Below are 23,175 nucleotides of genomic sequence, written 5' to 3'. Positions count from 1 at the left end.
ACTCCCCTGCCGGGACCAACCGTTCGGCTCCCTCCACCCGGGCGCCGCGCGCGTCCTGGTCCAGCCCTGCCGGGTCACCGGACCACCAGTCCCACCGCCAGGACGGTGATGAGGGCGCTCGACGCCAGGCCCGTGAGGAGCCGGGCCCGGGCGCCCGCCAGGGCGCGGCCGAGGAGGGTGCCGGCGGCGGCGAGCAGCAGCTGCCAGCTCGCCGAGGCGGCGAAGGCCGCGGCGACGAAGACGGCCGCCTCGGCCGGGCCCGTCGTCGCGTGGCCGCCGAGGACGAGCGCCGTGAAGTACAGGACCGTCATCGGGTTCAGGACCGTGATGCCGAGGAAGGTCCAGAAGGCCCGGTGCGGTGCCGTCACCGGCCGGTCCTCCGCCGGGGTCCCGGCGCGGTGGGCGTGGAGCGCGGTACGGGCCGAGGCCGCCGCGAGGGCCAGCAGGACGAGCGCGGACACCCAGCGCAGGGGCGTCGCCACCGGCGCGAGGAGCGGCACGAGCGCGGCCCCGCCGACGACCGCGACCAGGGCGTACGCCCCGTCCGCCGCCGCGATGCCGAGCGCCGCGCCCGCCCCCGTACGCCATGGGCTGCGGGCCGCGACCGCCACCAGGTGGGCGCCGACGGCGCCCACCGGGATCGCGATGCCGTAGCCGGCCAGCAGGCCGGCCACCGCCGCGCCGGTCACGCGACGGCGGGGGTCGCACCTCCGGTGACCGGGGCCGTGCGCTGTCGGTGGTAGGCCGCGCCGTCCTTCGTCCGGGCGAGGAAGCCGCCGACGACGAGGTAGCGGCGCAGGGCCGGGTAGTCGTCGTGGACGGTCTTCAGGGCCTCGTTGACCTCGGACTCGCGGTAGACGCGGCCGGTCTCGAAGAGGCTCTCGGCGAGGTGCGCGAGAAGCGCCTCGCGGCGGGCCGGGCGCCGCGGGATCGCGACGAGCCGCCCGTCGGCGGCGAAGAGATCCGCGACGGGGCGCGGCGAAGGATGACTGCTCATGGGGGAAGGGTCGTCGGCCGCCCCTTCCCCCGCAAAGGGTTTTCGACGGGGGCGGACGGTCATGCGACCGGACGCCCTGCGGGCCCCCCGCACCGCGGGCCCCACACACCGCGGGCCCCCCGCACCGCGGGCCCCGCACGTCGACGGTCCGACGCGCCGGAGGCCGTCACCGCCCGGAGGCCGTCACCGCGACGGGCCCGGACGGGCCGGCGCACGCCGACGAGGGGCCGGCCGGCGCCCGGGGTGGACGCCGGCCGGCCCCTCTCGCGGGCGGGCACCGGTCAGGCGGCGGTCTTCTCGCCCTGGGGGACGGGCGTCGCCCCGGCGGCCACGGCCTTGTCGCTCTTCATCACCAGGAGGGTGACGACGCCGCCGACCGCGGCGATGAACGCCGCGCCGATGAACGCGGCCGAGAAGCCCTCGGTGAGCGCGGGCAGGTCGCGGAGCCGGTCGGCGCCCTGCGACATGGCGACCGCGGTGAGGGCGGCGAGGCCGAGCGCGGAGCCGACGTTGTAGGTGGTGTTGACGATGCCGGAGGCGAGACCGGCCTGCTCCTGCGGGGCGCCGGACATCGCGGCGATCATCGCCGGGATGTAGGCGAGGGACATGCCGAGCGCGGCGACGAGCGAGGCCGGCAGGACGTCGACGAGGAAGGTGCCGGTGGGCTCGACGGCGGCGAGCCAGACCAGGCCGGCGGCGAGGACCAGCAGACCGCCGCCGATGAGCGGCTTGGCGCCGACCTTCGCCATCAGACGGGCGGTGACGGCCGTCATGAAGACCATGAGGAGCACGGTCATCGGGAGCAGCGCGGCGCCGGAGGCGAAGGCCCCGTAGCCGAGGACCTGCTGGAGGTACAGGTTGAGGAAGTACCACATGGGGATCCAGGCGGCGCCGAGCAGCGTCATCGCCAGGTTGGCGGAGCCGAGCCGCGGGACCCGCCAGACGCCGAGCGGCATGAGCGGCTCGCGGACGGACTTCTGGATCACGAGGAACAGCACGAGGAGGACGGCGGCGCCGATCAGCTGGAGGATCGTGCCGGTGGAGCCCCAGCCGGCCTCGGGGGCGCGGACGACGGCGAAGACGGCGAGGGCGAGGCCGGCGGTGACGGCGGCGGCGCCGAGGACGTCGACGGCGCCGCGGCGGGACCCGACCTCCGGGAGGAGCCCGGTGGCGGCGAGGGTGGCCAGGCCGATGGGGATGTAGATGAGGAAGACCCACTGCCAGGAGGCCCACTCGGTGAAGACGCCGCCGAGGAAGACGCCCGCGGTGCCGCCGGCGGGGGCCGCGGCGCCGTAGAGCGCCATCGCCTTGCCGAGCTCCTTCGGGTCGTGCATGAAGAGCATCATCAGGAGGGTCATCGCGGAGGGCGCGATGAGCGCGCCGCCGACGCCCTGCACGGCGCGGCCCGCGATCTCGACCCAGGCGGTCTGCGCGGCGGCGGCGAGCACCGAACCGGCGATCATCACGGACCAGCCGGTGACGAAGATCTTCCGGGCTCCGACGAGGTCCGAGAGGCGTCCGCCGAGGAGCAGCAGGCCGCCGAAGACGATCACGTAGGCGTTGAAGACCCACTGGAGTTCGCCCTGGGAGAAGCCCAGGTCCTTCTGCATCTCGGGGAGCGCCACTCCGATGATCGAGGTGTCCATGATGACCATGAACTGGGCGGTGGCGAGCACGAGGAGTGCCCACCAGCGCCGGGGGTTGACGTTCGACATCGCACTGCCCTTCACTCGCGGCCGACCGGCGAACCGGGCCGTCTACATACCCCCAGGGGGTACCTTCGCGGAGCACCGTAACATACCCATGGGGGGTACGTAAGACCCGAGGGGGACCCACAGCCACCGCCCGGGATCCGGGCACCTGGAGCGGGCCCGACGCACCCGTCCCGGGCACCGGGAACGGGCACAATGCGCCCATGACCGCAACCGAGGACAGCGCGACCGACACCGGCGACCTCCTCCGGCGCTGGAACGCCACCCTGCTCGCCGCCCGCGCCGGCCGCGAGGGCCCCGACCCCGCCCCGTACGGCCGCGACCTGCTCGGCCGCTGGGCCGAACCGCAACGCCGCTACCACACCACCGCCCACCTGCGGGCGGTCCTCGACCGGATCGACGAGCTCACCGACCTGGGCGGCGAGGGCGGGGAGCTCGAACTCGTCCGCCTCGCCGCCTGGTTCCACGACGCCGTCTACCGTCCCGACCGCTCCGAGAACGAGGAACGCTCCGCCCACCTCGCCGAACGCGCCCTGACCGAAGCCGGGTTGACGGCCCACGAGGTCGCGGAGGTGGCCCGCCTGGTCCGCCTCACCGTCACCCACGACCCGGCCCCCGGCGACCTCAACGGCGAGACCCTCTGCGACGCCGACCTCGCGATCCTCGCCACCGACCCCGACACCTACGGGGGGTACGCGGCAGCCGTCCGCGAGGAGTACGCCTTCGTCCCCGACGCCGCCTTCCGCGAAGGCCGCGCCGCCGTCCTCCGCCACCTCCTCGCCCTCCCCCGCCTCTTCCGCACCCCGTACGGCGCGGCGGCCTGGGAGGACCGGGCCCGCGAGAACCTGGAGAAGGAACTCGCGGAACTGACCGCCGGCGGCTGACCACGCACCGCCCGGCGCGCACGAGACGCCCGGCCGGGGCATCGCCCGGCCGGGGCATCCACGGGCAGAGGCATCCCCGGGCGGGGACGTCCGCGGACAGGGCGTCCACGACCGGGCGCCCCAGAGCGCGAGAAGTCCCGCGTGGTGATCGGCGCCCAGGCCGCGCCGTCGAACCGGCAGACGTACGACCACCAGGGCTGACGCCTCCCGCGCGCGGCCCCGGCCGGCCGCACCCCGCCCGCCGGGGCTAGCCCCCCGCCGCCCGCCCCTTCGGCCGCCGCAGGCCCGCCTCCGTCAGGCGGCGGAGGAGTTCCTTGGAGCCGACCGGGACCGCGCCGGCCGCGACGGTCCTGTCGTACCAGTCGGACGGGATGTCGTAGTGGTCGCGGTCGTAGCCGCGGGCGGGGGCGCCGAGGGCGGCGGCGAAGGCGTGGAGTTCCTCGAAGGAGGCGTCGCTGACGAGGTGGGACCACATGCGGCCGTGGCCCGGCCAGGTCGGCGGGTCGATGTAGAGGGTCATCGGCGGAGCCCGGTCCCGGGGGCGGGCCTCACGTCAGGCCTCCCACCCGGGCCACCACCACGCCCTGCTTGCCGCAGACCCAGTGGGGGTCCGGGCCCAGTTCGGGTTCCACGTCGAGGGCGTGCGGGTCGCCGGAGGAGCAGACGGGGCAGAGGGGCCAGCGGCCGTAGGCCTCCAGGAGGGCGTCCTGGACGTCCTGGGCGACGAGGCCGGCGACGTACTCGACGCCCTCGGGCCACTGCTCGACCCACCAGCGGCGGTGCGTCACCGCGTCCTCCACCATCGACACGACCTGCGCGGCGGCCACGTCACGGGCCGCGAGGTCGGCCAGCACCAGGGCGCGCGCGGCGTGCAGCGCCTGCTCCACGGGGTCGATGTCGTCCATGGGGCCATTGTCCCCCGGCCGCCCGGAAGGGCGAAGGCCCCCTCGTCATCCGGGACGTACGGGGTCTTGTCCGCACCGCCCCATGAAAGTATCTTTCAAGCGTGACCAATGATGTGAAGGAAACTTTCAGCGGGGAGGCGCCGCCCGCCCCCGCCGCCCTCGCCGCCAAGGTGCGGACCCTCGCCCCCTCCATGACCCGTTCCATGCAGCGGGTCGCCGAGGCCGTCGCCGGGGACCCCGCCGGGTGCGCCGCCCTCACGGTCACCGGTCTCGCCGAGCTGACCGGCACCAGCGAGGCCACCGTGGTCCGCACCGCGCGGATCCTCGGCTACCCGGGCTACCGCGACCTGCGGCTCGCGCTCGCCGGGCTCGCCGCCCAGCAGCAGTCGGGGCGCGCGCCCTCCGTCACCGCCGACATCGCCGTCGACGACCCGGTCGCCGACGTCGTCGCCAAGCTCGCCCACGACGAGCGGCAGACCCTCGCCGACACCGCCGCCGGTCTCGACACCGCACAGCTCGGCGCCGTCGCCGCCGCCTGCGCCGGCGCCCGCCGGATCGACGTGTACGGCGTCGGCGCCTCCGGCCTCGTCGCCCAGGACCTCGCGCAGAAGCTGCTGCGGATCGGGCTGATCGCCCACGCCCACAGCGACCCGCACCTCGCCGTCACCAACGCCGTGCAGCTCCGCCCCGGCGACGTCGCCCTCGCGATCACCCACTCCGGCTCCACCGGCGACGTCATAGAACCGCTCCGGGTGGCCTTCGAGCACGGCGCCACCACGGTCGCGGTCACCGGCCGCCCCGACGGCCCCGTCAGCCAGTACGCCGATCACGTGCTGACCACCTCCACCGCCCGCGAGAGCGAGCTCCGGCCGGCCGCCATGTCGTCCCGCACCAGTCAACTCCTGGTCGTGGACTGCCTGTTCACCGTCATCACGCAGCGCACGTACGAGACCGCGGCCCCCGCCCTCGCGGCCTCCTACGAAGCCCTCGCCCACCGGCACTCGCCCCGGACCACCACCCGCTGACCCGACGACCACGAAAGAGCGGCCCGTGTCCACCACGTACTCCGAGCTCCGCGCCCAGCTGGCCACCCTCACCACCGAGGCGTTCCGCCCCGAACTGGCCGAGATCGACCGGCTGTCCACCCTGGAGATCGCCCGCACCATGAACGGCGAGGACCAGTCCGTCCCCGCCGCCGTCGCCCGCGAGCTCCCCGCCATCGCCGCCGCCATCGACGCCACCGCCGAGCGGATGGCCCGCGGCGGACGCCTCCTCTATCTGGGCGCCGGCACCGCCGGGCGGCTCGGCGTCCTCGACGCCAGCGAGTGCCCGCCCACCTTCAACACCGCCCCCTCCCAGGTCGTCGGCCTGATCGCCGGCGGCCCCTCCGCCATGGTCCAGGCCGTCGAGGGCGCCGAGGACTCCAAGGAGCTGGCCGCCGCCGACCTCGACGCGCTCGGCGTCGGCCCCGACGACACCGTCGTCGGCATCTCCGCCTCCGGCCGCACCCCGTACGCCATCGGTGCCGTCGAGCACGCCCGGAGCCTCGGCGCGCTCACCATCGGGCTCTCCTGCAACGCGGACAGCGCCCTCGCCGCGGCCGCCGAGCACGGCATCGAGGTCGTCCCCGGCCCCGAACTCCTCACCGGCTCCACCCGGTTGAAGGCCGGCACGGCCCAGAAGCTCGTCCTCAACATGATCTCGACGATCACCATGATCCGGCTGGGCAAGACCTACGGGAACCTCATGGTCGACGTCCGCGCCTCCAACGAGAAGCTCCGGGCCCGCTCGCGCCGCATCGTCGCACTCGCGACCGGCGCCCCCGACGAGCAGATCGAGGCCGCGCTCACCGCCGCCGAGGGCGAGGTGAAGAACGCCATCCTGATCCTCCTCGCCGACGTCGACGCCGCCACCGCGGCCCGCCGCCTGGAGGAGTCCCACGGCCATCTGCGCGCGGCGCTGCACGCGACCCCCTGAGCCGCCCCCCGCCCCCGTACCGAAGGCACCACCGCACCATGAGCACAGACGACAAGAACCGCGCCATCGCCGCCGCGATCCTCCCCCTCGTCGGCGGCGCCGGGAACATCTCCTCCGTCGCCCACTGCATGACCCGCCTCCGGCTGGGCCTGCGCGACCGCTCGCTCGTCCGGGACGAGGCCCTCAAGGCCCTGCCGTCCGTGATGGGCGTGGTGGAGGACGACACGTACCAGATCGTCCTCGGTCCGGGCACGGTCGCCCGCGTCACCCCCGAGTTCGAGGCCCTGGTGGCCGCGGGCGCCGCGGAGGCCCCCGCGCGCTCCGCCGAGGAGCCGGCCGACCGGGGCGCCGCCCTCAAGGCGGCCCGCAAGGCGAAGAACGCGACCCCGTTCAAGCTCTTCCTCCGGAAGATCGCGAACATCTTCGTCCCGCTGATCCCCGCCCTCATCGGCTGCGGCATCATCGCCGGTCTCAACGGCCTGCTGGTCAACCTCGGCTGGCTGCCCGGCGTCACCCCGGCGCTCGCCGCCATCGCCAGCGGCTTCATGGCGCTCATCGCGGTCTTCGTCGGTTACAACACCGCCAAGGAGTTCGGCGGCACGCCGATCCTCGGCGGCGCGGTCGCCGCCATCATCGTCTACGCGGGCGTCGCCAAGGTCGAGGTCTTCGGCCAGACCCTCTCCCCCGGCCAGGGCGGGGTCCTCGGCGCGCTCGGCGCGGCCGTCCTCGCCGTGTACGTGGAGAAGTGGTGCCGCCGCCGGGTGCCGGAGGCCCTGGACGTCCTGGTCACCCCGACGCTCACCGTGCTCGTCTCGGGCCTCGTCACGATCTACGGCCTGATGTTCGTCGCGGGCGAGGTGTCGGGGGCCATCGGCGACTTCGCCGACTGGCTCCTGGAGAACGCGGGCGCCGGCGCCGGCTTCCTCCTCGGCGGCCTCTTCCTGCCGCTGGTGATGCTCGGCCTCCACCAGGCCCTCATCCCCATCCACACCACCCTCATCGAGCAGCAGGGCTACACCGTCCTCCTCCCGATCCTGGCGATGGCGGGCGCGGGCCAGGTCGGCGCGGCCATGGCCGTCTACCTGAAGCTGCCGCGCAACGGCTCCCTCCGCCGCACCATCAGGTCCGCCCTCCCGGCCGGTTTCCTCGGCGTCGGCGAACCGCTCATCTACGGCGTCTCCCTGCCCCTGGGCCGCCCCTTCGTCACGGCCTGCGTCGGCGGCGCGTTCGGCGGCGGCTTCGTCGGCCTCTTCAGCATGCTGGGCGACAAGGTCGGTTCCACCGCGATCGGCCCGTCCGGCTGGGCGCTCTTCCCGCTCCTCGACGGCGACAAGGGCCTCGGCACGACCCTCGCGATCTACGCGGGCGGCCTGATCGTCGGCTACCTCGTCGGCTTCGCCGCCACCTACTTCTGGGGCTTCAGCCGCGAGCTGATCGAGGAGTTCGACGTGGACACGGAGGCGGTGGCGGCCTCCGCGCCGGTGGCCGCCGGCCCGGGAGCCGTCGACCCGGGAGCCGTCGGCCGTGACCCCGAGCCCGAGCCGGAGCCCGCGCAGACCTGACGCCTCGTCACTAGCCTTCCGTACGGCTCCGGGGGCGGCGCGGGCGCGGGGCCCCGGGCGTCAGTCCAGCCAGCCCTTCTCGTGCGCGAGGAGCGCCGCCTCCACCCGGTTCGCGGCACCCAGGCGGCGGGTGACCGCGGCCAGGTGCTTCCGGTAGGTGCGCACGGACATGCCGAGGCGCCGCGCCGCCGTCTCGTCCTTGTCGGCCTCCCGCAGCATCGCCAGGACCGACCGCTCCACGTCCGACGGCAGTCCGGCGTCCTCGCCGGGAAGTTCCTCCGCCGCCTCCCACATCCGCTCGAAGAGGGCGACGAGGGTCGCCACCAGGCCCGGCTCGCGCACCAGGAGGGCGCCCCGCGCGGTGTGGGCCGGGTCGATCGGGGTGAGCGCCGCCGAGCGGTCGACGACGATCATCCGCTCGACCGGCTGCCGCGCGACCCGCACCCGGGCGCCGTGCGCGACCAGCTCCCGCATGTACGCGAGCGTGGCCCGGTCCCGGAGCAGTCCCGCGCCCATCAGGGTCCGCAGCCGCACCCCGCGCCGCAGCAGCCGCATGTTGATGGGGTGCGAGAAGGCGATGGACTCCTCGGTGAGGACCCCGGTGGGCTCGGTGGTCAGGTCCTCGGCGCGGGCGAAGAACGTCAGCTCGTCGATGGCCTCGCGGACGGCGTCGATGCCGTGCAGGGTGACGATCGTCCCGGCTCCGGCCGGCGGCGACGCGGGCCGGGTCTCCTCGAAGAGCGTCTCGACGACCGCGCGCCGCGCGGCCTCGGCCTCCAGCTCCTCCCGCACGGTGCGCAGCCGCCGCTCCACGAGGGCGTCGACGGCACGCGCCGGCGGGACGGCCCGTACCTCTCCGTCCGCGCCCCCGGCGGCCAGCCCGAGCACCAGCAGCCGGGCGACCGCCTCCGCGGCGGGGCCCGGGCCGGGGTCGCGGCGGAGCAGTGCCCGGTAGGCCTCCTCCTCTTCCCCGGTCACCCCGAGGAACGAGAGCACCTTCCCCACCCGCTCCCCCTTGTCCGCGGTGCAGCATCCGGAACACCGGCCTGCAGCAAGCTGCGCGCGGGCGGCCCTCCGCCGGCCCCCGCGTCACGGCAGAGTCTTCCGCATCAGGAAAGGAGCCCCATGTCCCCCACCCCTCCCGGCCGCGTCACTCCGCGGAGGCGCCCGGCCGCCCCGCTCTCCCTCCTCGCCGCCCTCGCCTGCGCCGAGATCGTCCTGGTCACCGGGGACGCCCCCGACGGCATCCGTTACGGCGGCGGCGCGGTCCTGCTGGCCGCCGTCCTGGCCGTCGTGCACCGGATCGCGAAGGCCCGCTAGACAGCCGCCCGTTCGACGACGACGCCGACGACGCTGGTCACCGGCAGCAGGCCCCAGAAGCGGGAGTCGGTGCTGAAGGCGGGGTTGTCGCCGAGGAGGGCGATCCGGCCGGGCGGGACGAGCGCGCCCTCGGGGACGCCGGCGGCGGCGCACACCTCGGGCGGGACCGGTTCCCCGGCCAGCGCGGCGACCCGCTTCACCACCAGCGGCGGCCGGACCGCCGGGCCGGCGCCCGGGCGGGGGCGGACGAGGCCCTCGGGCGGGGCGACGACGACGATCCGGCCGGTGCGCAGCCGGGCCGCGCCGGTACGGACGACGAGGACCCGCTGGCCGTCCCGCAGCGCCGGCATCATGCTCGGCCCGTTGATCCGGAGCCGGGAGAGGAAGCGGCGCAGCACGACCAGGAGCAGGGCCAGTCCGGCGGCGCCGCCCAGGAACACGTACACGTACACGTCACCCTCCTCGGGACACCGGCACCGCGCCCGGCGCGTCGGTACGGTAGCCGTCGGCCTGGAGCGTGAACAGCTCCGCGTACCGGCCGCCGCGCTCCATCAGCGTCCCGTGCGTGCCCTCCTCGACGACCCGGCCGTCGCCGAGGACGACGATGCGGTCGGCGTCGCGGACGGCACCGAGCCGGTGCGAGATCACCACGCCGGTCGCGCCGTCCCGCAGGGTGCGCAGGCTGTCGTGGATCTCCTTCTCGGCCTCCGCGTCCAAGCCGGCGCTGGGCTCGTCCAGGATCAGCAGGTCGGCGTCGGCGCGCATGAACGCCCTTGCCACCGCGACCCGTTGCCACTCGCCGCCGGAGAGCGACTGGCCGGCGAAGGACGGTCCGGGGCCGCCCTGCTCCGCGTCCGGGACGAAGATCCGGCTGAGGAGGGTGGCGTATCCGGCGGGCAGCCGGGTGAGCCGGTCGTGGACGCCCGCGGCCCGCGCCGCCGCGGTGACGGCGCCGCTGTCGCCGGCCCGGTCGAGCCGGCCGAGGCCGACGTTCTCGCCGGCGGTGAGGTCGTAGCGGCCGTAGTCCTGGAAGACGACGCCGATCCGGCGGCGGTACTCGTCCGGGGTGAAGCGGCGGATGTCGGTGCCGTCCCACAGGATCCGGCCCTCGGTCGGGTCGTAGAGCCGGCACAGCAGCTTCACCAGGGTGCTCTTGCCGGCGCCGTTCAGTCCGACGAGCGCGGTCGCCGCGCCGGCGGTGAGCGTCAGGTCCACCCCGCGCAGCACCCACGGCGAGGAGTCGTCGTACCGGAACCAGACGTTCTCGAAGGTGATCGAGGAGCGCAGCGGGCGCGGCTCCTCGGCGGGCCCGTCCAGCTGCCGCAGGTCGGGGGCGCGGTGCCGCAGGGCCCGGTAGGAGACGAAGGTGAGGAGGGCCTGGTAGGCGTTGCTGCCGGTGCCGGCCAGCTGGCCGACGCCGGTCTGGATGGCGGCGGTGGCGGCGAGGAAGACGGAGACGTCGCCGACGGAGAGCGTCCCGGCGCCGACGGCGCCGACGACCCAGACGAGGCCGGCGCCGTAGACGGCGACGCCGAGCACGGACGGCCCGACGCCCCTGAGGAGGTTGCGGAGTTCGGTGCGCCGCTCGGCCTCGGAGGCGGCGGCGAGTTCGGCCCGGGCCCGGTCCTTGAAGTGGTCCTGGAGCCCGAAGAGCCGGATCTCCTTCACCGCGTCGGTGTCGGTGAGCAGGCTCGCGTAGAACATCTGGCGGCGGCTGCGCGCCACGATGTCCCGGATGACGGCGGCGCGGCGGCGGCCGGCGGTGAGCTGGGTCCGGAAGGTCGGCAGGGCCATGACGACGGTGAGCGCGCCGAGCAGCGGGTTGAGGACGCAGACGGTGATCAGGAAGCCGAGGAAGGTCACCAGCGCCTGCACGCCGCCCACGACCGAGCCGATCAGCATGCCGGGAGCGGAGGAGCCGGCCTCCTGGGCGAGCCGCAGCTCGTCCTGGAAGGCCGGGTCCTCGAAGTGCCGCAGTCCGGGCAGCCGGTTGACGCCCTCGAACAGCTCGTCCTGCACGCGGAGTTGGACCCTGCGGGCGTGCTGTTCGCGGAGGAAGTCGGTGACGGCGGGGACGAGCGCGATGCCGAGGCTGACGCCCACCAGGAGGGCGGCGACGCGGACGAGGGCGTCCGTGGGCCGGTGCTGGGCGATGGCGTCGAAGAGCTCGCGGACGAGGAGCGCGGCGGCGGTGGGCAGCAGCCCCGCGACGACGCTCCCCGCCAGATAGAGCAGGAGCGTGCCGCGGCCGGCCCGCCAGGCGAGCGCCGCGGCGGTCCGCCCGGCGCCGAGCACGTCCGTCCTCGGCCGGCGCGTCACCGGGAGGCGGAGGCCGTCGGGGCGGCGGGGGCGACCTGACCTCGGTCGCTGATCCGGCCCTCGGCGTCGACGTCGAGGTAGCTGGGCCAGCGGACGATGCCGAAGGAGGCGGAGGCACCCCCGGTGCCGGCGGCCTCGGTGACGACGCGGGCGACCGGGTCGAGCAGCTCGATCATCCGCTGCCGTTCGGGGCCGCCGCCCTTGAGGAAGACGAGCACATGGTCCCGGCCACCCGGGAATTCCTTCGCCATGGCGGCGAATTCCGGCGCCTGCTCGACGCAGGGGGTGCAGGTGGTGGAGAGGAATCCGATGACGGATCCGTTCGCGACGGAATTCCGGTCGATCTCTTCTCCGGAATGCGCGTGGGCGTGGAATTCGGGAACGGGAGAACCGTCGGGAAGGGTGTTCTCCGGGGCGTCGGAGACGTATGCGCCGGAATTGCCGGCGGATCCGGAGGTGCGGCGCGCGAGGGCGAGCAGCAGGAAGAGGTTGAAGACGGAGAGACAGCCGATCAGCACGACGGCGGCGACGAGCATGGGAAGGGCCTCGCTTGGGTTCGCGGCGGATGCGGAGGGGGCGGTCGGACGGTCAGGAGCTCCGCCGGCCGGCCCCGCGGGAACCGGCTCCGCCGGCTTCCGCGGGGCCGGTTCCCGAGAAGACGGCGGCGAGCAGGTCGGTGGAGAGGACGAGCGCGCTCACGCAGACCGCGCCGAGCAGGCTGACGAGGACGCCGGCGGGGTCGAGGGAGCCGGCCACCGGGACGGGTCCCGGGCCGCCCGCGGCGAGCGAGGCGGCGAAGCCGGTGGCGGTCGCCGCCAGGAGGGCGGCGTTGCGGACGAGGTGGGCGGGCCCGACCCGGGTCCGGGAGGCGCCGAAGCACGAGCAGGAGGTGTCGATCCCCCGGCGGAGGACGGAGGCGAGGGCCGCGGTGAAGACCGCGATCAGCCCGAAGGAGAGGGCGAACGCCCAGGTGGTGAGGGCCGGCACCCAGACGGCGACGGCGAGCAGCGCCTCCAGGACGGGCACGGCGAGGGCGACCGGGCCGAGTGCCCGCAGCGGCACGATCCGCATCTCGCGGACGCTCGTGCGGAACGTGCCGGGGGCGCGCGCCTTGCCCAGCGCGGAGGCCGCGAGGACGACGGCGACGACGCAGCGGAAGGCGAGGATCAGGGGGTCGGTCACGGTCGTTCCTCCGTCGTCCGGTCCGGCCGGGGCCCTCCTCCCCGGGCCGCGCGGGGCGGCGCCGGGGAGGGGGGTTCACCGAGGGGTGCGGGAGGCGGTCAGCAGTCGCCCGGGTACGACTTGGTGACGCAGGTGGGCGCCGCCGCGCAGTTCCAGGAACAGCAGACCTTGACGTAGAGCGTGGAGCCGGAGCACCAGCTGCTGCCGCCCGCGGGGCAGGCGCAGTACGCCTCGGCGCTCTCCTCGCGGAGAACGCGTCCGAGAAGGCGGTCCGCCATGCCGACAATTGCCTTGACCATAGGATCCCTCACATAGTGGAGACGGATTTTCGGGTCGTGCAAACGTTCACGAGAACTCGCGTCCCGCAATTTACCCGGCTCCCGGAATACATGTCTAGACCAACTCCGATCTTCGTCGTCGCACAGGAACCACGACCGGAAATCACGAGGTCAGAGCGGCAGGAGAAAAGAACCAGCCATCCGGAACGACCACCCCCATATGGAATTCGATCTTCCGAAAGCACGTGCGCCTGGCCGGAACCAGATGCCCCGACGGAAGCCGACACCGCCCTAGACTCCGCAACCATGACGACCACGCACCACGACCTCGCCGCGATCGCCGCCGACCTCGCCCCCACCGGCACCCTGCGGGCCTCCGTCAACCTCGGGAACCCGGTGCTCGCCCAGGGCACGCCGGAGGCACCCGCCGGCATCACGGTCGACCTCGCCGCCGAGATCGGCCGGCGTCTCGCGCTCCCCGTCGAGACGCTCTGCTTCGACGCGGCGCGCAAGTCGTTCGAGGCGATGGCCGACGGCCGCGCCGACCTCTGCTTCCTCGCCGTCGACCCCGCGCGCGAGAAGGAGGTCGCCTTCACCTCCCCGTACGTCGTCATCGAGGGCGTGTACGCGGTCCTCCGCGACTCGCCCCTCGTCACCGTCGAGGACGTGGACGCGCCCGGCGTCCGCGTCGGCGTCAAGCAGGGCTCGGCCTACGACCTCCACCTCACCCGCACCCTCACCCGCGCGACCGTCGTCCGCGGCGCGGAGGGCATCGACGTCTTCCGCACCCTGGACCTGGAGGCCGGCGCCGGCATCCGCCAGCCCATGGCCGCGTACGTCGCCGCCCACCCCGAAGTCCGCCTGATCGACGGCCGCTTCATGGAGATCCGCCAGGCCGTCGGCACCACGAGGAGCAGGGCCCCGGAGACGATCGCCTACCTCACCGCCCTCGTCGAGGAGCTGAAGAAGAACGGCTTCGTCACCGACGCGCTGCGCCGCTCCCACCAGGACCCGGCCCTGGTGGCGCCGTGAGCGGCCCTACTCCCCCAGCAACCCCAGCAGTTCGGCCTCCCGCTCCACGCTGAGGCCGGCCCGCCGCTCCCGGTCGAGGCCCTGCTCCCGCTCCCAGGCGAGGGTGTCGGCGATCAGCTCCGCACGCGGCCGCCGGCGGAGCCCGGCGGCGGCCGCCGCGGCGCCGGAACGCGCCTGGAAGCCGCTCCAGTCCTCCGCCACGATCCACAGCGGCAGCGACTCGGGCCCCATGAACTCCGCCACGCCCTGCTCCAGGAGCCAGGCCGACCCGGCGCGCACCACGGGCCCGCGGTGACCGGCGGCCGCGCGGGACAGCTCGATCCACTCGCCGAGGGGCACGTTCGGCCCCACCGCGTCGTACGCCCCGGTCAGCCCCTTCCCGGCCGAGTCGAGGATCCAGTCGACGAGGTCCCGCACGTCGACGACGCGGGTGGGCAGCCCGGGCTCGTCCGGCACCAGCAGCGGCGCCTCAGGATCCCGGGCGGCCCGGGCGGCCCAGTAGCCGGTGCGGCCGCTGACGTCACCGGGCCCGCCGATGAGTCCGGCCCGGGCGACCAGCAGCCGGTCCCCGACGGCGGCGGCGGACGCGAGCTCGCAGGCCGCCTTCGCCTCCCCGTACGACTCCCGGTCCACCTCGTCGCGTTCGGTCGGCGGCAGCAGCGCGGCGGACTCGTCGGCCCCGATCTCGGCGTGCGAGGCGTACACGTTCCCCGACGACACGTACGTCCAGTGCCGGGCCCGCTCCCCGAGCGCCGCGAGCGCCCCCTTCACGAACCCCGGCTGCCACGACACCTCGACCACGGCGTCCCACTCCCGCCCGGCCAACCCGTCGTACGCCCCCGGCTCCCGCCGGTCCGCGACGACCAGCTCGGCCCCCTCGGCCACCTCCCCGCTCTCCCCGCGCGCGAGACACGTCACCGCGTGCCCCCGCTCCAACGCCCGCCGCGACACCTCACGGCCCACCCAAGCGGTCCCGCCCAGCACCAGAATGTCCATGAGCCCAGTCGACCGCCGAACACCCGCCCCGCAGGGGCGGGTTCGCCGTCGGCACACCGAATGCGCCGACGGCGAACACCGGGAACCCGACCGCCCCGGCCCCGCCCGCGGACACCCCCGAAAACCCGCCTCGGCCCGCCGCCCCGGGCCCCCTTCCCGCCCTCCGAGCCCCCCGGGAAGCCCCCTTCGGGCGCCGCGCGCGGTCCGGCCCCACGCCCCCTCCAGCAGCCCTTCCCGACCCCGCACACGCCCTCGGCCCGCACCCCTCACACCCGCTCCGACCTGGGCATTCACCCCCCGGCCCCCTACCCTGGACATCACGTCGAGGGGAGATCCACATGGCAGGGACGGACCGCGGCATCCGCACGGTCGAGGACGTACTGGTGCTGCTGGACGGGCTGTTCGCGCCCGGCGCCGACCGGTGGACGGAGGGCGGGGCGGACTGGTGGGACGGCTTCTACGCGGACCGCGACCGGCCCGTGCCGTTCTTCGTCCCGAAGCCGGACGAGAACCTGGTGTCGTACGCCGACCGAGGCCTGCTCCAGGGAGGCGGGCGGGCGCTCGACCTGGGCTGCGGGCCCGGCCGCAACTCCCTCCACCTGGCCTCGCTGGGCTACCGGGTGGACGCCGTCGACCTCTCCGCGACCGCCGTCCGCTGGGCGGAGGAGCGCGCCCGGGAGGCCGGCGCGACGGGCGTCCGCTTCCGCCGCAGCGACGCCTTCGCCCCCGGCACCGTCGAGGGCCCCTACGACCTCGTGTACGACTCCGGCTGCTTCCACCACCTCCCGCCGCACCGCCGCGTCAGCTACCTCGCCCTCCTGGACCGCGTCCTCGCCCCCGGCGGCACGTTCGCGCTGACCGCCTTCGCGGCCGGCGAGGGCGGCATGGGCTCGGAACGGGACGACGCCGACTTCTACCGGGCGGGCGCCCTGGAAGGCGGCCTCGCCTACACCGACACCGACCTCCGCGCCGTCTTCGCGGACCTGACCCCCCTGGAGGTCCGCCGCATGCGCGCCGAACCCGTGGAATCCCCCCGCTTCGGCGCGAGCTTCCTCTGGACGGCCCTCTTCCGCCGCGAGCCGTGACGGCGGAGAAAACGGGGGAGGCCCGGGGCACGACGCCCCGGGCCTCCCCCTCTTCGTCCGCCGCCGCTAGAACAGCGCCTTGAAGGTGTTCCAGCCGCCGCTGCCGATCAGCACCCGGCCGCCGAAGTTCCCCGCGCCGTTGGACGCGTACCGGTACAGCTTCCCGTCCGTCGTGCGCGCCACCAGGTCGGCCCGCCCGTCCCCGGACAGGTCGCCGACGCCGACGAGGGCCGAGTACACGCCCCAGCCGCCGCCCACCTGCGCCCGCGCGGTGACCCCGCCGGTCGCGGTCCCGTAGTACCGCCACAGGACGCCGGCCGCGTCGACCCCGAGAAGGTCGCCGCGCCCGTCGCCGTTCAGGTCACCGGCCCCGACAACGCGCTTGTAAAGCTTCCAGTTGGTCCCGATCCGCACCCGCGCCTTCACGGCGTGCGTGGCGGTCCCGGCGTAGAAGTACATGTCACCGGTGGACGCCTGCCGGGCGATCAGGTCGACGTACCCGTCGCCGTTCACGTCGCCCGGAGACGTCAGCTGGTCGTACTGCCCCCAGCCCGAACCGACCGGCGTGTACGGCGACGAGGCCGTGAGGACCTTCCCGCAGCCGGGCCGGTACGCGCGCAGCTGGTCGCCGACCCGCACCAGCACGTCGGCACAGCGGTCCCCGTTCACGTCCCCGACCGGCACGAGCGGCGACGCGGTGGGGAACGCCGTCCCCGAGCCGGCGATCCGGGCCGACACCGCGCCCGTTCCCGTGCCCCGGTACATGGACATCGCGCCGGCCGTGTCCATCGCCAGCAGGTCGCCGAACCCGTCGTCCCCGGCCATGTCCCGCCACACGGCACCGGCGCCGGAGACGGCCACGGCCCCGGAGAGGACCAGGTCCGCGCCCTGCCCGTCGGCCGGCCTCACCGCCAGCGACCAGGTGTACGCCCCGTTCGGCACGTACTTCCCTGCCGCGTCCTTGCCGTCCCACGAGGGCGCCACGATCCCGCGCGCCTCCCCGCCGGTCAGCGTCCGCACGGTCTTCCCGGTCACCTTGTGCCTCAGCGTCAGCGTCCAGGAGGCACCCGGCTTCGACAGCCACCAACGCGGCTTCCACGCACCCGACTTGATGTTCGCGGCGGGGGTGTCGGCGTCGATGGCGGCGAGCCGGCTGGTGGCACCGCCGAGACCGGTGACGCGGATCGCCTGCGTCCGGTCGATGAAGGACACGCCTCCGCCGAACCGGTCGAGCGCCCACCACCGGCCGTCGTACTCCTCCCCGTCGTAGGGAAGGACACCGAGTTCCGTCCACTCGTCGTCGCCGCTCCGGAAGTCGACCGCCCACAGGGACGGCGTACCGTCCGCGACGTCGACGGCCAGGAACCCGTCGCCCAGGTGGAGCGGCGCGTCGTACGGGACGCGGGCCCAGACCGAGACGTGCTTCTCGCGGTCGTGGACCACCACGGAGCCGGTGCCGGTCGCGCACCGCGCGGAGACCCACCTGCCGACGACCTCCAGGCCGGTGAAGCGGCAGCTCGTGCCGAGGTCGACGGTCGCGACCGCCGCACCGGTGCGCACGTCGACCGCGGTGGCCTTCCCGTCCGTCGCGGACATCGTCCACAACTGGCCGCCCCACAGGGACTGGTTCTCGTTCGTCGAGTCCCGGAGCACCGCGCCCGTCTCGATGTCGGCGACGATCGAGTGGGTGGCGCCACCGGCGTACGCGAGGAAATGGACGTATCGTCCGGAGGCTCCGACGACGCGGAGCGGTTCCATCGCGTACGCGGCGCGGATCGTCGTGGCGCGGACGGCACCGCCCGCGCCCGGGGTGGTCACCCGCGCCACGACGGCGCAGTTCCGGCAGGCGGTCTGCGTGCCGGAGGCGGCCCGGTCCACCGCGTCCAGCACGACCAGACGCCCGTCGCCCGTGTCCGCCCACGGGCGTCCCCCGGTGCCGGAGATGTGGGCCGGCGGGCAGGCGGCGGCCGTCGACGTGGGGGCGCAGCTCCACGCGGCCGTGGCCCGGTGCGTCCCCGTGAGCGCGAGGTCGTGGCCCTGGAGGAGGGAGCCGCCGCCGGGGGTGGCCGTCCCGCTCACGACCCGCCCCTGGGACAGGGAGACGTTTTCGCGCGCGAGCGGCGCGCCGAAGGGCAGGGCCCGCGTCGTGACGGGCACTCCTTCCGCGCCGGTGGCGACACGCCGCACCTCCCACGGGCCGTTTCCGGCGCGGCCCGTCACATACGCGGCGCCACCCGGACCGGGCACGATCCGGTCGCCGGCCCGGACGGTGACACCAAGGTCGCGGGGTTCTCCGCCGGCGAGGGGAACGGCGTGGAGGGCGGCGTACTCGCCGCCGTCGGCGGCCTCGGGAAGGGCCGCCTGGACGACGAACCAGTCGCCGACCGTCGCGAAGTGCGCCGGGGCGGCCGCCACGGCAGGCGGCAGCGTCACCGTCCGGCCGGGGGCGGCGAGGTCCGCGCGGGATAGCACGACGACCTCGCTGGGCCTGGTCCCGCCGGCGAGGACGACCCGGTCGGCGTCGAGCGCGCCCCAGCGCACCTCGGTGGCGCCCGGCGGCGTGGGCAGCGGCGTGAGGTCCCCGGTCGCGAGGTCGAGGAGGACGGCGGTCTCCGCGTCGGCGACGAGGTAGCTGAGCAGCACGTCGTCACCGTGGTGGGCGAGGACGAGCGGCTGCGACGCGGCCCCGGGCAGGAAAACCTCCCGGTCGGCCGGGGCGTTCTCGCCGTAGCCGAGCAGGCTGAGGGTGACCCCCTCGCTGCCGGGCCGCACATGGACGAACCGGCCTCCGGCGACCACGGGCAGCAGCGTCCCGGCACCGGCCCACCGCCTGGCGGTGACGCCGGTCGCGAAGTCGTGGACGACCGCGTCGTCGGCGTCGTCGAAGCACACGGCCGTGTCGCCGACCGAGAACGCGCGGTAGGAGTCGCAGACCGGGGCATGGGCGATCCGCCCGTCGGCGAGGCTGTGCCAGCGCGCCTGGTAGCCGTCGTTGGACAGCTGGACGCCGGTGTCCACGCCCACGACGGCGCCGTCGGCGGCCTTCGACGGATCGGTCAGCGGCGCGACCGTCACCTCGTACGGCGCCGTGTCGGCCGCCAGGGCGGACGGGGCGACGGTGGTGGCGAGGCCGGTGACGGCCAGGGCCGCGATCGACGCGAGCGCGACGGCTCTTCGAACGGACAAGAAAGGCGTTCCCCTCATACGGGCTCATACGAAACCGTCGATGCCGACGGGGCGCGGAGGGGTACGCGGTGCGGCGGCACGGCACAGGACGGCCGCGGCGGCACACGCGCAGGCGCCGGCCCGATGCCCCCACCTGCCGGCTGGCGTGATCGTACAGTCGGCGGGAATTCACTGGGAAGCGGAGGACACCGCCCCTACCCTGCCCCCATGGGGATCCGCAGGAGTTCGTACGTCTGTCTGCCGTGCCGCGCCTCGTACAAGCAGGGGTACGAGCACGGGCCCGAGCACCGATGCCCGCGCTGCGGGGAGCAGATGACCGGGGTCGGCACCGCGTTCCAGCCGCCGCGGCGGCGGGACGCCGAGGGGTGGCGGGTGCTGTCGGTGCTGCTGCACGCGGGCGTGCGGTTCCGCACCAGCTGCTGTCAGGGGTGCGGGCCCGGCTATCGGCCCCGGACGCTCTCCGAGGTGAAGGCGCGGGTGGCGTACGCGCGCCGGACCGGGGAGCCGCTCGCCGAGGCGCTCGTCCGGCCTGTCGTCTGAGACGCGCGCGGAACGCGCCGAGGGCGGCACCCCCCTTCGCGGGGAGTGCCGCCCTCGGCGTTCGCGTTCGACTCGCGTCAGCGATGAACCACCGATCCGTTCAGGATCAGAAGTCCATGTCACCGCCCGGCATGCCGCCGCCGGCCGGGGCCGCGGCCTTCTCCGGCTTGTCGGCGATGACGGCCTCGGTGGTGAGGAAGAGCGCGGCGATCGACGCGGCGTTCTGCAGCGCGGAGCGCGTCACCTTGGCCGGGTCGATGATGCCCTCGGCGACCAGGTCGACGTACTCGCCGGTCGCGGCGTTGAGGCCGTGGCCCGGGGTCAGGTTGCGCACCTTCTCGACCACGACGCCGCCCTCGAGGCCGGCGTTGACCGCGATCTGCTTGATCGGGGCCTCCAGGGCGAGCTTGACGATCGCGGCACCGGTGGCCTCGTCGCCGTCCAGCTCCAGCTTCTCGAAGACGCTGGAGGCCTGGAGCAGGGCCACGCCACCGCCGGCGACGATGCCCTCCTCGACGGCCGCCTTGGCGTTGCGCACGGCGTCCTCGATGCGGTGCTTGCGCTCCTTGAGCTCGACCTCGGTCGCGGCACCGGCCTTGATGACCGCCACGCCGCCGGCGAGCTTCGCGAGGCGCTCCTGGAGCTTCTCGCGGTCGTAGTCGGAGTCGCTGTTCTCGATCTCGGCGCGGATCTGGTTCACGCGGCCCGCGACCTGCTCGCTGTCACCGGCACCGTCGACGATGGTGGTCTCGTCCTTGGTGATGACGACCTTGCGGGCGCGGCCCAGCAGGTCGAGACCGGCCGACTCCAGCTTGAGGCCGACCTCCTCGGAGATGACCGTGCCGCCGGTGAGGATGGCGATGTCCTGGAGCATGGCCTTGCGGCGGTCGCCGAAGCCCGGGGCCTTGACCGCGACGGAGCGGAAGGTGCCGCGGATCTTGTTGACGACCAGGGTCGACAGGGCCTCGCCCTCGACGTCCTCGGCGATGATCAGCAGCGGCTTGCCCGACTGCATGACCTTCTCCAGGAGCGGGAGGAGGTCCTTCACCGAGGAGATCTTGGAGTTGACGATCAGGAGGTAGGGGTCCTCCAGGGAGGCCTCCATGCGCTCCATGTCGGTCGCGAAGTACGCCGAGATGTAGCCCTTGTCGAAGCGCATGCCCTCGGTGAGCTCGAGCTCCAGACCGAAGGTCTGCGACTCCTCGACGGTGATGACGCCTTCCTTGCCGACCTTGTCCATGGCCTCGGCGATGAGCTCGCCGATCTGGGTGTCGGCGGCGGAGATGGAGGCGGTGGAGGCGATCTGCTCCTTCGTCTCGACCTCCTTCGCCTGGTCGAGCAGGGCGCCGGAGACGGCCTCGACGGCCTTCTCGATGCCGCGCTTGAGGGCCATCGGGTTGGCGCCGGCGGCGACGTTGCGGAGGCCCTCGCGGACGAGCGCCTGGGCGAGGACGGTGGCGGTGGTCGTACCGTCGCCGGCGACGTCGTCCGTCTTCTTGGCGACTTCCTTGACCAGCTCGGCGCCGATCTTCTCGTACGGGTCCTCGAGCTCGATCTCCTTGGCGATGGAGACACCATCGTTGGTGATCGTGGGGGCGCCCCACTTCTTCTCGAGGACGACGTTACGGCCCTTGGGGCCGAGGGTGACCTTGACGGCGTCAGCGAGCTGGTTCATGCCGCGCTCGAGACCGCGCCGGGCCTCCTCGTCGAACGCGATGATCTTGGCCATGTGAAGTGGTCCTCCCGGACATGGGGTGGATAACGCTCCAGGACCGCGCCGACGCCCGCGACGGACGGCCTCCGCGTTCCGCGTGGTTCCTTGCCCCACCCGGGTCGGCGACCTCGTCTGCCCGATCCTCGTAGCACTCTCACCTTCCGAGTGCTAACGCCAATGATTAGCACTCGACCCATGCGAGTGCAAGCGACTCTCGTGGATCGGGCAGCTCCACGCCGCCCGCGCGCGGGGGCGACGTCCGGCAGTCGACGGCGGCCGCGCCCCCGGGCGCCGGGGTGGACGGCCGCGGGGCGCGGCGGGACGGCCGCAGGATGCACGGCGGACGTCCGGCAGGCGTCCACAGGCGCGCGGCAGGCATCCGGCAGCCGCTCACAGGCGCGCAGCAGACGCCCGAAAGGGGCCCACAGGCGCGCGGCAGGCGTCCGCCGAGCGCCCCCGCAGGCCCCCCCCCGCGGGCGTCCGGGAACGCGTGAGGGGCCCGCATCCCAGAGGATGCGGGCCCCTCGACGACGAGACGTCGGTGGCCGATCGCGCCGCGCCTCAGGCGGTCACCTTGACCATGTCCGCCTGCGGACCCTTCTGACCCTGCGAGATCTCGAACTCGACTCGCTGGCCCTCTTCGAGGCTGCGGTACCCATCCATCTGGATGGCGCTGTAGTGGACGAAAACATCCGCACCACCGTCGACCGCGATGAAGCCGTAGCCCTTCTCCGCGTTGAACCACTTGACGGTGCCCTGAGCCATGCCTAACTCCCCTATTACTTACTGGCCCTTGCGCGGATCCGCACTTCACGGACCCGGGTCAGAACCTGCGCCGGAACGCGTCGACCGCGGCTGAATGTATCTGTCCAACTGCCCTCTGCAACAGGGCAATCCGCCGGGAATTCTGGAAGGCGCGGAAAGGGGAATCGGGGAGGAATGCATGAATTGCAGGGCAACTCGGGCCGGGCGAAAGCGGCATAAGGGGCAGAGTGCCTATGCTTTTCGGCCGCTTGTTGGCCCGTTCTCGTCAGGTCCGAGACCGCGCTCATATGCGGATGGCATGAGCGGCTGAGGGGGCTTCCCCAACTCTATCGCGCTCAACCATGCAGAATTGCCCCCTCCGCTTTCTCTCGCGGAAGGGGCAATTCTGGAGCGAAGGCTACCAACGGGTAAGGATCAGCAGCCGCCGGCGACGGCCGGGATGATCGAGACGCCCGCGCCGTCCGGCGTGGCGGTCTCCAGGCCCTGCTCGAAGCGGACGTCGTCGTCGTTCACGTAGACGTTCACGAAGCGGCGCAGCTTGCCCTGGTCGTCCAGGACGCGGGCGGCGATGCCGGTGTGGTTCTTCTCCAGGTCGGCGATGACCTCGGCGAGGGTGGCGCCCTCGGCGGGGACCTCGGCCTGGCCGCCGGTGTAGGTGCGGAGGATGGTGGGGATGCGGACGTTCACGGCCATGTCGATGCTCTCCGTACGGGTGTCGGCG

General features: G+C 74.1%; 24 protein-coding genes. 8 read left to right on the top strand and 16 right to left on the bottom strand.

What is annotated here, in order from left to right; genetic code table 11:
* Window positions 1-74 precede the first annotated feature (74 nt).
* The 3 genes from IE245_RS24375 to IE245_RS24365 form a co-directional block, all read right to left on the bottom strand.
* Window positions 75-689, bottom strand: a complete 615-nt coding sequence (locus tag IE245_RS24375; protein WP_189951099.1) for a LysE family transporter — start codon at window positions 687-689, stop codon at window positions 75-77.
* Window positions 686-997 carry a DUF2087 domain-containing protein gene (locus IE245_RS24370; RefSeq protein WP_189951097.1) on the bottom strand — a complete coding sequence of 104 codons (312 nt, stop codon included), beginning with the start codon at window positions 995-997 and terminating at the stop codon, window positions 686-688. Before IE245_RS24370 ends, IE245_RS24375 begins: the two co-directional genes overlap by 4 nt.
* Window positions 998-1,278: 281 nt before the next feature.
* Entirely contained in the window at window positions 1,279-2,712 is a 1,434-nt protein-coding gene (locus IE245_RS24365; RefSeq protein WP_189951095.1) for an MFS transporter, read from the bottom strand.
* Window positions 2,713-2,912: 200 nt separating this feature from the next.
* On the opposite strand from IE245_RS24365, the gene IE245_RS24360 reads away from it, so the two are divergent.
* Entirely contained in the window at window positions 2,913-3,593 is a 681-nt protein-coding gene (locus IE245_RS24360) for an HD domain-containing protein (protein ID WP_189951093.1), read from the top strand.
* Window positions 3,594-3,840: 247 nt separating this feature from the next.
* Here IE245_RS24360 and IE245_RS24355 read toward each other — a convergent pair whose 3' ends face one another.
* On the bottom strand, window positions 3,841-4,113 hold the full coding sequence (locus tag IE245_RS24355) for a DUF4031 domain-containing protein (protein WP_189951091.1): 273 nt from the start codon (window positions 4,111-4,113) through the stop codon (window positions 3,841-3,843).
* Window positions 4,114-4,141: 28 nt separating this feature from the next.
* Window positions 4,142-4,498 carry a DUF8819 family protein gene (locus tag IE245_RS24350; protein WP_031015735.1) on the bottom strand — a complete coding sequence of 119 codons (357 nt, stop codon included), beginning with the start codon at window positions 4,496-4,498 and terminating at the stop codon, window positions 4,142-4,144.
* Between the two features lie 101 nt (window positions 4,499-4,599).
* On the opposite strand from IE245_RS24350, the gene IE245_RS24345 reads away from it, so the two are divergent.
* The 3 genes from IE245_RS24345 to IE245_RS24335 are packed head-to-tail and all read left to right on the top strand — an operon-like array spanning window position 4,600 to window position 8,037.
* Window positions 4,600-5,523, top strand: coding sequence for a MurR/RpiR family transcriptional regulator (locus IE245_RS24345; protein WP_189951090.1), 924 nt, complete (start codon window positions 4,600-4,602; stop codon window positions 5,521-5,523).
* A 25-nt stretch (window positions 5,524-5,548) separates the two neighbouring features.
* On the top strand, window positions 5,549-6,475 hold the full coding sequence (gene murQ, locus IE245_RS24340) for an N-acetylmuramic acid 6-phosphate etherase (protein ID WP_189951088.1): 927 nt from the start codon (window positions 5,549-5,551) through the stop codon (window positions 6,473-6,475).
* 38 nt (window positions 6,476-6,513) lie between these two features.
* Window positions 6,514-8,037: a PTS transporter subunit EIIC gene (locus tag IE245_RS24335; protein WP_189951086.1), complete on the top strand. Its 1,524-nt coding sequence runs from the start codon at window positions 6,514-6,516 to the stop codon at window positions 8,035-8,037.
* Between the two features lie 60 nt (window positions 8,038-8,097).
* Here the strand turns inward: IE245_RS24335 and IE245_RS24330 are convergent, their stop codons facing one another.
* On the bottom strand, window positions 8,098-9,042 hold the full coding sequence (locus IE245_RS24330) for a helix-turn-helix transcriptional regulator (protein ID WP_189951084.1): 945 nt from the start codon (window positions 9,040-9,042) through the stop codon (window positions 8,098-8,100).
* A gap of 120 nt (window positions 9,043-9,162) precedes the next feature.
* Between IE245_RS24330 and IE245_RS24325 the strand changes: the two genes are divergently transcribed.
* Entirely contained in the window at window positions 9,163-9,357 is a 195-nt protein-coding gene (locus tag IE245_RS24325) for a hypothetical protein (protein WP_189951082.1), read from the top strand.
* Here IE245_RS24325 and IE245_RS24320 read toward each other — a convergent pair.
* The 5 genes from IE245_RS24320 to IE245_RS24300 form a co-directional block, all read right to left on the bottom strand.
* Window positions 9,354-9,809 carry a S26 family signal peptidase gene (locus IE245_RS24320; RefSeq protein WP_229851477.1) on the bottom strand — a complete coding sequence of 152 codons (456 nt, stop codon included), beginning with the start codon at window positions 9,807-9,809 and terminating at the stop codon, window positions 9,354-9,356. The two genes, IE245_RS24325 and IE245_RS24320, sit on opposite strands and share 4 nt — an antisense overlap.
* A gap of 1 nt (window position 9,810) precedes the next feature.
* Entirely contained in the window at window positions 9,811-11,652 is a 1,842-nt protein-coding gene (locus IE245_RS24315) for an ABC transporter ATP-binding protein (protein WP_189951079.1), read from the bottom strand.
* Window positions 11,653-11,672: 20 nt separating this feature from the next.
* Entirely contained in the window at window positions 11,673-12,212 is a 540-nt protein-coding gene (locus IE245_RS37170; RefSeq protein ID WP_229851476.1) for a TlpA family protein disulfide reductase, read from the bottom strand.
* Window positions 12,213-12,264: 52 nt separating this feature from the next.
* Window positions 12,265-12,858, bottom strand: a complete 594-nt coding sequence (locus IE245_RS24305) for a MauE/DoxX family redox-associated membrane protein (RefSeq protein ID WP_189951078.1) — start codon at window positions 12,856-12,858, stop codon at window positions 12,265-12,267.
* Between the two features lie 98 nt (window positions 12,859-12,956).
* Window positions 12,957-13,136, bottom strand: a complete 180-nt coding sequence (locus IE245_RS24300; RefSeq protein ID WP_189951076.1) for a hypothetical protein — start codon at window positions 13,134-13,136, stop codon at window positions 12,957-12,959.
* A 306-nt stretch (window positions 13,137-13,442) separates the two neighbouring features.
* Here IE245_RS24300 and IE245_RS24295 point away from each other — a divergent pair, with 306 nt between their 5' ends.
* On the top strand, window positions 13,443-14,168 hold the full coding sequence (locus IE245_RS24295) for a transporter substrate-binding domain-containing protein (protein WP_189951074.1): 726 nt from the start codon (window positions 13,443-13,445) through the stop codon (window positions 14,166-14,168).
* Window positions 14,169-14,174: 6 nt separating this feature from the next.
* Here IE245_RS24295 and IE245_RS24290 read toward each other — a convergent pair whose 3' ends face one another.
* Entirely contained in the window at window positions 14,175-15,164 is a 990-nt protein-coding gene (locus tag IE245_RS24290; protein WP_189951072.1) for an NAD-dependent epimerase/dehydratase family protein, read from the bottom strand.
* 338 nt (window positions 15,165-15,502) lie between these two features.
* Here IE245_RS24290 and IE245_RS24285 point away from each other — a divergent pair, with 338 nt between their 5' ends.
* Window positions 15,503-16,249 carry a class I SAM-dependent methyltransferase gene (locus IE245_RS24285; protein WP_189951070.1) on the top strand — a complete coding sequence of 249 codons (747 nt, stop codon included), beginning with the start codon at window positions 15,503-15,505 and terminating at the stop codon, window positions 16,247-16,249.
* Between the two features lie 66 nt (window positions 16,250-16,315).
* Here the strand turns inward: IE245_RS24285 and IE245_RS37165 are convergent, their stop codons facing one another.
* Window positions 16,316-19,435 (bottom strand): FG-GAP repeat domain-containing protein, encoded by a 3,120-nt coding sequence (locus IE245_RS37165; protein WP_229851475.1) that lies wholly within the window; start codon window positions 19,433-19,435, stop codon window positions 16,316-16,318.
* A 207-nt stretch (window positions 19,436-19,642) separates the two neighbouring features.
* Here IE245_RS37165 and IE245_RS24275 point away from each other — a divergent pair, with 207 nt between their 5' ends.
* Window positions 19,643-19,975: a deoxyxylulose-5-phosphate synthase gene (locus IE245_RS24275; RefSeq protein ID WP_189951068.1), complete on the top strand. Its 333-nt coding sequence runs from the start codon at window positions 19,643-19,645 to the stop codon at window positions 19,973-19,975.
* Window positions 19,976-20,081: 106 nt separating this feature from the next.
* On the opposite strand, the gene groL is transcribed toward IE245_RS24275, so the two are convergent.
* From groL to IE245_RS24260, 3 genes are all read right to left on the bottom strand, one after another.
* Window positions 20,082-21,704 carry a chaperonin GroEL gene (gene groL, locus IE245_RS24270; protein WP_043226129.1) on the bottom strand — a complete coding sequence of 541 codons (1,623 nt, stop codon included), beginning with the start codon at window positions 21,702-21,704 and terminating at the stop codon, window positions 20,082-20,084.
* Window positions 21,705-22,250: 546 nt separating this feature from the next.
* Window positions 22,251-22,454, bottom strand: coding sequence for a cold-shock protein (locus tag IE245_RS24265; protein WP_030498267.1), 204 nt, complete (start codon window positions 22,452-22,454; stop codon window positions 22,251-22,253).
* A 414-nt stretch (window positions 22,455-22,868) separates the two neighbouring features.
* A complete protein-coding gene (locus IE245_RS24260; RefSeq protein ID WP_128985002.1) occupies window positions 22,869-23,147 on the bottom strand; it encodes a MoaD/ThiS family protein in 279 nt (92 codons plus the stop codon).
* Window positions 23,148-23,175 lie beyond the last annotated feature (28 nt).

The organism is Streptomyces roseolus (assembly GCF_014649855.1).
GTDB lineage: Bacteria > Actinomycetota > Actinomycetes > Streptomycetales > Streptomycetaceae > Streptomyces > Streptomyces roseolus.
Note: the sequence above shows the minus strand (reverse complement) of the source record. Positions and strands in the feature narration are given on the sequence as shown.